Here is an 8,939-nt window from a genome sequence, read left to right on the forward strand (position 1 = left end):
AACCTTCTTCACCGACCAGGGCGTCTTCAGTCCAAGAAGGTGTTCGTACAGCGCGGTATCTTTCATGGCACGGTCAATCAATTTGGAAAACTGAATTGTGCTGGAGTGAAGGAAAATTCACAGTGGATTCGACGAAGAACCTTAAAAGCTGTCCGCCCATAGAGTTGGCTGCCGAGTGCTTTTGCGCCTTGCTTGCGGACGCATTGGGTGTGGAAACGCCGCCGTGCGGTATTGTTTACGAGCAAGCTACGCCGCTTTTTGCCAGCATAGACGTTCAAGCGCCGAATCTGATGCAGCAGTTCCACATTGACCCGAATGCCCCAGGTAAGGCAGAGATTCAAGCGCTGGTTGCCGAACTGGTGGCGTGGATTGGATTGGGCCGGTTAATCGCGTTGGACGTTTTGGTGCGCAACTCAGACCGCAATCCGGAAAACTTGCTAACAGATGGTCAAGATTACTGGGCCATCGACCATGGGCGAACGCTAGAAATTGACCCGCTTGCGCCCTATGAACTGCATAAAATTTATAGGGTTATTGCGGGCCATGCAAATTCGTTGGACTGTGCGAACGTGGAAGCCAGTGCCATAAGCAACGCGCTAACTTTTCCGACTGACTGCACGCTTGCAGCTGCTGCTGAAATGGGTAATCATGCGCTGGTAGCTGCCTTTGCGCAGCCGTTTGCGCAACAGGTGTCTGCCCGTTTGCCTGCTTTGGCGTCATCTATCAAGGGGCTTTTATGACTACAGAAATACTTTTGGCAAAAGTACCTGCGCTTCCTGCAAGTACAGGCGCATGGCGTGCGGTGTACTGGGAGCCAGTTATGCAAACTGGTGAGCGCATCTGCGTAGGCTTTTTAACTGCTTGGGAACAACAATCCAAAGCGGTCTTGACGATTCGTCCTGATTTATTGGCCACCTTGTTTGGTGCTGCTGGGAGCAAGGCGAACGGGCTGCTAGAGCGTACGTTTCGATTGTTGAATGCGCGGCTGACGGATACGCCTACGTTACAGGTCACCGCAGCATCTATGTCTGGCATTTATTTTGGCGATGTCGAGACTAGCCACGTTAATAGCTATAGCGATTTATTGCGTGTGGCCAAATTAATGAGTTCTAGTTTGGCCACTTTTGCCGAACCAGATGACGCCGATGCAGCAGAGTCTGATGATGCCCGGGCCGACCAATCACAACCGTCTCGGCAGTTTGCAACGCGGATTCGTGATTTGGTTGTCGCCCGTAACGCCTCGCTGGGTATATGTTTTAACCGTGAGGCATCGCTGATGAGCGCTCGCCGTCGGACAAGGTTTGGATTCTTGTCGGATTCCCTGGTTGCCCACTTTGGCGTCTTGCAGCCAAGCAAAATTAGCAATACGGTACGAACTACCCGTGGGTTGATCGTTGAACTTTCGTTGGCACAACGCGTCAGTAGCCGCGCAAGTTTGCTTGTTTTGGGTTTCCCGCCACTAGAAAGCCCCAATTTGACTGACAAGGAGCGCGGCATCGTGCAGGACTACACCGAAGAGTTATCGCTGGAAGCGAAAGAGTTCAGCGTAGGGTTTGCCAGTGCTGACAATGACAGTGCAGCGAGTGAAGCCTTGCTGCGCGCGCTGTGACCTGGTGGCGCTCCCTACTCCTTCGTTCATCCCACACTATGCTGCCTCGCCTGATTTCGGGGCAACTGCGTTTGCCAGAAGCTGAACCAGAAACCGCTGCTCCAAAAGACTGAAGCCCCGGTACATCTCTGTACAAGGGCTCCTGATACTCCTTCTACACGTGGCAGGCGAGTTGGCTGGATCGTACAGGTAAGTGGTGACACCTGTCGACTTCTATCTGCGCTGGGGCATCGCGCTACTTGAGGAAGGTCGCACATGGCGGCCAAAAGCGAAAAGCCCCGATGAACCCACCGAGGCTGTAACGCCGATCAGGAACCCCCCATCCACTTGACCGTTAGTTTGCCCGAGTGACTCGCCATTCGGCAAGACTTTTCAGCATGCCGGGACGATAACTGCGTAGTAGCCAAACGCAGAGCCCATGATTCTCATGTATAGAAAATGGCAATTTTTATACATGTTAGCGTTGACATGTAAAAAAAACATGGTTTTTTGTACATGATGCGGCTAATATGGCCAAACTTTCTGCCCCTTAAGGACTGATGAATGTCTTTTGACCGTGCCATTCCCTACAACGCGTTACCGGCGTTGCCGCCCGTTGTCGAGCTGGAAACCAAGGCCGTGCTCAAGCAGGTGGTGGTCGCGCGCACGGCTCTGGCAGAGCTCAAGGGGATTGCGCGCTTGCTGCCCAACCAGGGGGTGTTGATTCAGGCGGTGGGTTTGCAGGAGGCCAAAATTTCGTCCGAGATCGAAAACATCGTTACGACCGACGATGCGCTGTACCGCGGCTTTGCCAACGACGGCGAGGGCTCGGACCCCAAAACCAAAGAGGTGCTGCATTACAAGGATGCCTTGTGGCAGGGCTATCAGTGGGTCAAGCAGGACAACATGCCGCTGACCACCCGGCTGTTTGACACGCTGTACCAAGTCGTCAAGCAGGCCGACGATGGGGTGCGGCGCCTGCCGGGCACCCGGCTGGCCAACCCGGCTGGTCAGACGATCTACACCCCGCCGGAGGGTGAGGGTGTGATTCGCGACAAGCTGGGCAACCTGGAGCGCTTTATCAATGAGCCGTCGGAGCTGGACCCGCTGGTACGGCTGGCGGTGATGCATTACCAGTTTGAGGCGATTCACCCGTTTCCGGACGGCAATGGCCGGGTGGGGCGGATATTGAACATCCTGTACCTGATCTCCGAGAAACTGCTGGACGTCCCCATCCTGTACCTGTCGCGCTACATCATTGAACACAAGGGCGACTACTACCGCGGCTTGTCGGGCGTGACGGAAGATGCGAAGTGGGAAGCATGGGTGCTGTACATGCTGCGCGCCGTGGAAAGCACGGCCAGGCTCACCGGCGAACGCATTCTGGCCATTCTTGAGCTGAAACAGGCCGCGACTGCCAAGGCCGAGTCGGTGTTACCGAAGGTCCAAGTGCCGGCGATTCTGGACGTGGTGTTTCGCCATCCCTACTGCAAGGTCAAGTTTCTGGAGCAGGCCGGCCTGGGCTCACGCCCCACTTGCACCAAGTACCTGCGGGCGCTGGTTGGCGCGGGTTTGCTGCGGGAGCAGCCGGTCTGGCGGGAGAACTACTTCATCAACGATGCTTTTTTCGACGCGCTGGTGAAATGAAGCAGGCTTCTCATGTTGACTTTGTGTACACGAGACGCTCATCATGTTAATAAATATAACTATTTTTTACATGACAACGGCCTCATGTCAATGTCCATAAGGTGAGCAGATGACGGAAGACCAACTTGAGCGAGAGGCCCTGGGCTGGCTGCAAGACGTGGGGTATTCCTGTGCCTATGGCCCGGACATTGCCTTTGACGGCATGGCTCCGGAGCGGGCCAACTACCGCGAGGTGCTGCTGGCCGGGCGGCTGCGTGCGGCCATTGACCGGCTGAACCCGGGTGTGCCGGCAGCGGCGCGTGAAGACGCGCTGGTGCAGGTGCTGAACTTGGGCATACCGGCGCTGCTGACTTCCAACAGGCGCTTTCACCAGTTGTTTGTGACGGGCGTGCCGGTGCAGTACCAGAAGGACGGTGACACCCGGGGCGACTTCGTTCGGCTGGTGGACTGGGGGCATGTTCAAAACAATGACTGGCTGGCGGTGAACCAGTTCAGCATCAAGGGGACCAGCCACACGCGCCGGCCGGACATCATCCTGTTTGTGAATGGCCTGCCGCTGGTGCTACTGGAGATCAAGAACCCTGCCGACGAAAAGGCTAATGTGTGGAAGGCCTACGACCAGATACAGACTTACAAGGAGCAGATTCCGGACGTTTTCCAGACCAACGAGGTGCTGGTGATCTCGGACGGGACCGAGGCGCTGATGGGCTCGCTGTCGAGCGAGCCGGAACGCTTCATGGCCTGGCGCACGATTGACGGCGCGACGCTGGACCCGCTGGGCGAGTTCAACGAGCTGCAAACCCTGGTGCGTGGCGTGCTGGCGCCGCAATACCTGCTGGACTACCTGCGCTACTTTGTGCTGTTTGAAGACGACGGCACGCTGGTGAAAAAGATTGCCGGCTACCACCAGTTTCATGCTGTGCGCTCGGCCATCGTCAAAGTCATCGAGGCGTCGCGCCCCGGCGGTAACCAGAAGGGCGGCGTGGTCTGGCACACGCAGGGCAGTGGCAAAAGCATCACCATGACCTGTTTTGCGGCGCGCGTGATGCAGGAGCCGGCGATGGAGAACCCGACCATCGTGGTGATCAGCGACCGCAATGACCTGGACGGGCAACTGTTCGGCGTGTTCAGCCTGGCGCAAGACCTGCTGCGCGAGCAGCCGGTGCAGGCGCGCACACGGCAGGAGCTGCGCGCGCTGCTGGCCAACCGGCCATCCGGCGGCATCGTGTTTGCGACCATCCAGAAGTTCATGCCCGGGGAAGACGAAGACACATTCCCGGTGCTGTCGGAGCGGCACAACATCGTGGTGATTGCTGACGAAGCGCATCGCACGCAATACGGCTTTGAGGCCAAACTTAAAGTTCGAAAAGTGCCTCTAGCCCTTACAGGACGTGCGCAAGCAGCTATTAATATAGTAGCTACCGGTGATGGTGCGGTCATGCCGCACCGGGCTGAGTTGGTGCTACCAGAATACGTTGTCAGCGACATGGCTGAGCGCTACCAGGTCGGCTACGCACAACACCTGCGGGACGCGCTGCCTCACGCCACCTTTGTGGCATTTACCGGCACACCGGTCAGCAGCACCGACCGCGACACCCGCGCTGTGTTTGGCGACTACATCCATGTGTATGACATGCAGCAGGCCAAGGAAGATGGCGCCACGGTAGCCATCTATTACGAGTCGCGCCTTGCCAAGTTGAGCCTCAAGGAGGCTGACCTGCAGCAGCTCGACGAAGAGGTGGACGACCTGGCAGAAGACGACGAGGAAAGCCAGCAAGCGGCACTGAAGAGCCGCTGGGCGGCGCTGGAAAAAGTAGTGGGTGCCGAACCGCGTATTGCCAGCGTGGCGCAAGACCTGGTGGCCCATTTTGAAGAGCGCAACAAGGCGCAGACCGGCAAGGCGATGGTGGTGGCGATGAGCCGCGACATCTGCGCACATCTGTACAACGAGATCGTCAAGCTGCGCCCCGATTGGCACGATGCTGACCCAGAGAAGGGCGCGATCAAGATCGTCATGACCGGCTCCGCCAGCGACAAGGCACTGCTGCGGCCGCACATCTACAGTGCCCAAGTAAAGAAGCGGCTTGAAAAACGCTTCAAAGACCCTTCTGACCCGTTGCGCATGGTGATCGTGCGTGACATGTGGCTGACTGGCTTTGATGCGCCTTGCGTGCACACGCTGTACGTGGACAAACCCATGAAGGGTCACAACCTGATGCAGGCGATTGCCCGGGTGAATCGCGTGTTCAAGGACAAGCAGGGTGGTCTGGTGGTGGACTACATCGGTATCGGCAATGAGTTGAAGTCGGCCATGAAGGAATACACCGCCAGCCAGGGGCGGGGCCGCCCGACAGTTGATGCGTATGAAGCTTTCAGCGTGCTGGCCGAGAAGGTGGACGTGCTGCGCGTCATGCTGCACGGCTTTGACTACAGCAGGTTTCTCACGGGCGGGCACAAGACGCTGGCGGGCGCAGCCAACCATGTGCTGGGCCTGAGCACTGGCAAAACGCGTGATGGCAAGAAACGGTTTGCCGATACCGCGCTGGCGATGAGCAAAGCTTTTACGCTGTGCTGCACGCTTGACGAGGCCAAGGCGGTGCGTGAAGAAGTGGCGTTTTTTCAGGGGGTGAAAGTCATCCTCACGAAGAAGGAACTGACGGCGAAGAAGCGGACCGACGAGCAACGCGAGCTGGCGATTCGCCAGATCATCAGTTCTGCAGTGGTGTCTGAAAGCGTGGTCGATATTTTTGATGCCGTGGGACTGGACAAACCCAACATCGGCCTGCTGGACGACGAGTTTCTGGCGCAGGTCCGTGATTTGCCTGAACGCAATTTGGCAGTCGAACTGCTGGAGCGTTTGCTGCAGGGCGAGATCAAAAGCCGGTTTGCCGGCAGCGTCGTGCAGGACCGCAAGTTCTCCGAGATGCTGGCCAACGTCATCCAGCGCTACCAGAACCGGTCTATCGAAACCGCGCAGGTGATGGAAGAACTGATCCAGATGGCGAAGAAGTTCAGGGAAGCTTCTTTGCAGGGCGAGCAACTGGGACTGACGGAAGACGAGGTGCGCTTCTATTACGCACTGATCGAAAACGAATCAGCGGTGCGTGAACTGAGCGACGACACCTTGAAAAAAATCGCGCATGAGCTGACGGACAGCTTGCGCAAAAACCTCAGTGTGGACTGGTCGGCCAGGGAAAGTGTTCAGGCCAAGCTGCGACTGATGGTCAAACGCATCCTGCGCAAGTACAAATATCCTCCGGACGACCAGGACGCGGCAGTGGAGCTGGTGCTGGAGCAAGTGCGGGAGATGGGCGAGAACTGGTGATGCTGAGAGGCATCGCCGAGTAAATATTTTTGATTCAGGGGTTGCGAAACCTGGTATCACTGGGGTGATCCAGCGAAAAGTGCGCCGCGGCCTTCTACATTTTTCATCCCCATGACCTCCCCGCGCCTGCAGCAATTTATTCCCCTTCTCGCCGTGTTCGGCGCTGTCACTTCGCTGGGCATTGGCACCTCGTGGGCCAAGCAGTTGTTTCCGCTGCTGGGGGCGCAGGGGGTGTCGGCGTTGCGGGTGGGGTTTTCGGCGCTGTTGCTGTTGCTGTTGTGGCGGCCCTGGCGCTGGAAGCTCTCGCGGGCTGATGCGCTGTCGATTGCCAAGTATGGTGCGGCGCTGGGCGCCATGAACCTGATGTTTTACATGTCGCTGCGAACCCTGCCTTTTGGGCTGGCGGTGGCCATCGAGTTTTCGGGGCCGCTGGCGGTGGCCATTTTTTATTCGCGCAGGGCCGTCGATTTTGTCTGGGTGGCGCTGGCGGTGCTGGGCCTGGGCATGTTGCTGCCACTGGGCATCAACAGCAGCACGCTGGACCCGGTGGGTGTGCTGTACGCACTGGCGGCGGCGGTGTTGTGGGCGATGTACATCGTTTTTGGCAAGCGTATCGGCCACCTGCATGCGGGGCATTCTGTCTCGCTGGGGCTGACAGTGGCGGCGCTGGTGGTGGTGCCGGTGGGTGTGGTGCATGCGGGGGCGGCGCTGCTATCGCCCCAGGTACTGCTGATTGGCGTGGGTGTGGCCGCCATCTCAAGCGCGATCCCGATCTCGCTGGAGATGATGGCGCTCAAACGCCTGCCCAAAGAGGCTTTCGGCATCATGATCAGCATGGAGCCGGCGGTGGCGGCTGTGCTGGCTATCGGCCTGCTGGACGAACACCTGAGCAATGGCCAGTGGCTGGCGATTGGCTGCATCGTGGCGGCGTCGATGGGCAGCGCCTTGACGGCGCGGCGGCAGGTCGCGCAAGCGCCGGAATCCGTGGCGACCTGACTGGTCCACGGTTTGCTGCCGGTTTTATCGGTGCGTTGCCAGTTTGTGCATCAAATCGGCCTCAGGCCCTTGTCTGACGGGCACAGGCAGCTATCAAAAAAGTAGCAAACCCAGACGCTTGAAAAACTGACCCAGGACGACGGCGCCGCCTGGCTGCAGTTTCCCCGCACGCGGCGTGCAACCGCAGATGCTGCCTTGGTAAACTACGCGTCTGCCTTTGTAGCTCAGTGGATAGAGCGATCCCCTCCTAAGGGATAGGTCGCAGGTCCGATTCCTGCCAAGGGCACCATCTTTTGATTCAAGCCACCAGCTGTTGATGGTCGGCTTTGAATTCTCCCCCCCCCGCTGACGTCAGTCGTAAGAGAAGGTGTAGATCAGGTCCACCGCCGTCTGGTCGCCGGTCTGGGCGCGGATCGTGAAGCGCTGCGACAGGTCGTAAAACACATAGAGCGTACCCAGCGCGCCGGACAGGCTGCGCTCATAGGCGGCGTAGAAGTTGCGCGAGAAGCGTTTACCCAGCGTGATGGCCCCGCCGCTGGCGCCGCCGGCGCCACTGCTGAAGGACAACTCGTCCAGCCCCAGCCGCCCGGCGATGCCGCCGGTGTTGCCGCTTTTGCTGCCCAGCAGCGCGATGGCGGCTTGCTGCAGCAGGGCGGCTTCGGCGCCGCCGCTGGCGGAGGCGCGGCCTATCACCAACCATGAGAGCTTTTCAGCGTCGGGCAAGTCGGGCTGGGCATACAGGCGCACGGCGGGCAGCAGGGCGGTGCCGGTGATCTGCACGCCGACGCGCTGCGTCATGTTCGGGCGCACGGCCAGGATGTCGAGCGTGGGGTTGTCGATGGCACCAGTGAAGCGCAGCACGCCCTGCTCGATGTCCAGCCGCTGGCCGTAGGCACGGTACTGGCCGCCGACGGTACGCACCGTGCCGACCAGGCGCGGGGAGGCCAAAGAGTCGCCGGTCAGCGCCAGCGTGCCGCGCACGCGGGTGTCGATACCCTTGCCCTCAATGCGGAAGTCGTCGCCCAGGTCGATGTCTACCGCGATCTTGACCTTGCGGGTGTCCCTGATGGGTTCGGGCGTGGGGCCGGCTTTGGCCGGAGCCTGTTTGCCGATGGCAACGCCGCCTACGTTGCGCACCAGCACGTCGCTGCCCAGCTCGGGCCGGCCTTCGTCGGGCAGCACGATGCGGGCCTGGTCCACGCGCAGCGCGCCGGTGATCTCCATCAGTTTGTCGTTAAGCCTGGCCTGCAACTGGCCGGAGACGGTGAGTTGCCTGTCGGTGCGTATGCTGGCGCGCAGTTTGTCCAGCTTGGCTGTCAGCGCCACCATCGGCTGGCCGTTGACCCAGCCGGCCTCACCCTGCGCAGTGAGCAGGCCGCCCGC

5 protein-coding genes, 1 tRNA gene and 2 pseudogenes are annotated in these 8,939 nt (G+C 59.3%); 7 read left to right on the forward strand and 1 reads right to left on the reverse strand.

Translation table 11 applies throughout. From position 1 onward, the window contains the following. The 7 genes and pseudogenes from ACESMT_RS18040 to ACESMT_RS18070 all read left to right on the forward strand — a co-directional run. Nucleotides 1-740: hypothetical protein (locus ACESMT_RS18040; protein ID WP_372827983.1), on the forward strand; the 740-nt coding region annotated here is incomplete at its 5' end. Continuing rightward, nucleotides 737-1,609 carry a hypothetical protein gene (locus tag ACESMT_RS18045; protein ID WP_372827984.1) on the forward strand — a complete coding sequence of 291 codons (873 nt, stop codon included), beginning with the start codon at nt 737-739 and terminating at the stop codon, nt 1,607-1,609. The genes ACESMT_RS18040 and ACESMT_RS18045, both read left to right, overlap by 4 nt. 543 nt (nt 1,610-2,152) lie before the next feature. After that, nucleotides 2,153-3,235, forward strand: a complete 1,083-nt coding sequence (locus tag ACESMT_RS18050; protein ID WP_372827985.1) for a Fic family protein — start codon at nt 2,153-2,155, stop codon at nt 3,233-3,235. A gap of 109 nt (nt 3,236-3,344) precedes the next feature. Beyond that, nucleotides 3,345-5,510: pseudogene (locus tag ACESMT_RS18055) on the forward strand (type I restriction endonuclease subunit R); the annotation flags it as partial. A 66-nt stretch (nt 5,511-5,576) separates the two neighbouring features. After that, nucleotides 5,577-6,560, forward strand: a pseudogene (locus tag ACESMT_RS18060) (DUF3387 domain-containing protein); the annotation flags it as partial. Between the two features lie 111 nt (nt 6,561-6,671). Continuing rightward, entirely contained in the window at nt 6,672-7,556 is an 885-nt protein-coding gene (locus ACESMT_RS18065; RefSeq protein ID WP_372827986.1) for an EamA family transporter, read from the forward strand. Between the two features lie 213 nt (nt 7,557-7,769). Then, nucleotides 7,770-7,845, forward strand: a tRNA-Arg gene (locus tag ACESMT_RS18070). A 62-nt stretch (nt 7,846-7,907) separates the two neighbouring features. Here the strand turns inward: ACESMT_RS18070 and ACESMT_RS18075 are convergent. Further along, a partial coding sequence (locus tag ACESMT_RS18075) for a translocation/assembly module TamB domain-containing protein (protein WP_372827987.1) occupies nt 7,908-8,939 on the reverse strand: 1,032 nt, incomplete at its 5' end.

The organism is Polaromonas sp., assembly GCF_041689105.1.
Lineage (GTDB): Bacteria > Pseudomonadota > Gammaproteobacteria > Burkholderiales > Burkholderiaceae_C > Polaromonas.

Excerpts from the sequence above, each read along its gene's own strand:
- ACESMT_RS18045 (WP_372827984.1), top strand. The coding sequence starts at position 737 with ATGACTACAGAAATACTTTTGGCAAAAGTACCTGCGCTTCCTGCAAGT.
- ACESMT_RS18050 (WP_372827985.1), top strand. The coding sequence starts at position 2,153 with ATGTCTTTTGACCGTGCCATTCCCTACAACGCGTTACCGGCGTTGCCG.
- ACESMT_RS18065 (WP_372827986.1), top strand. The coding sequence starts at position 6,672 with ATGACCTCCCCGCGCCTGCAGCAATTTATTCCCCTTCTCGCCGTGTTC.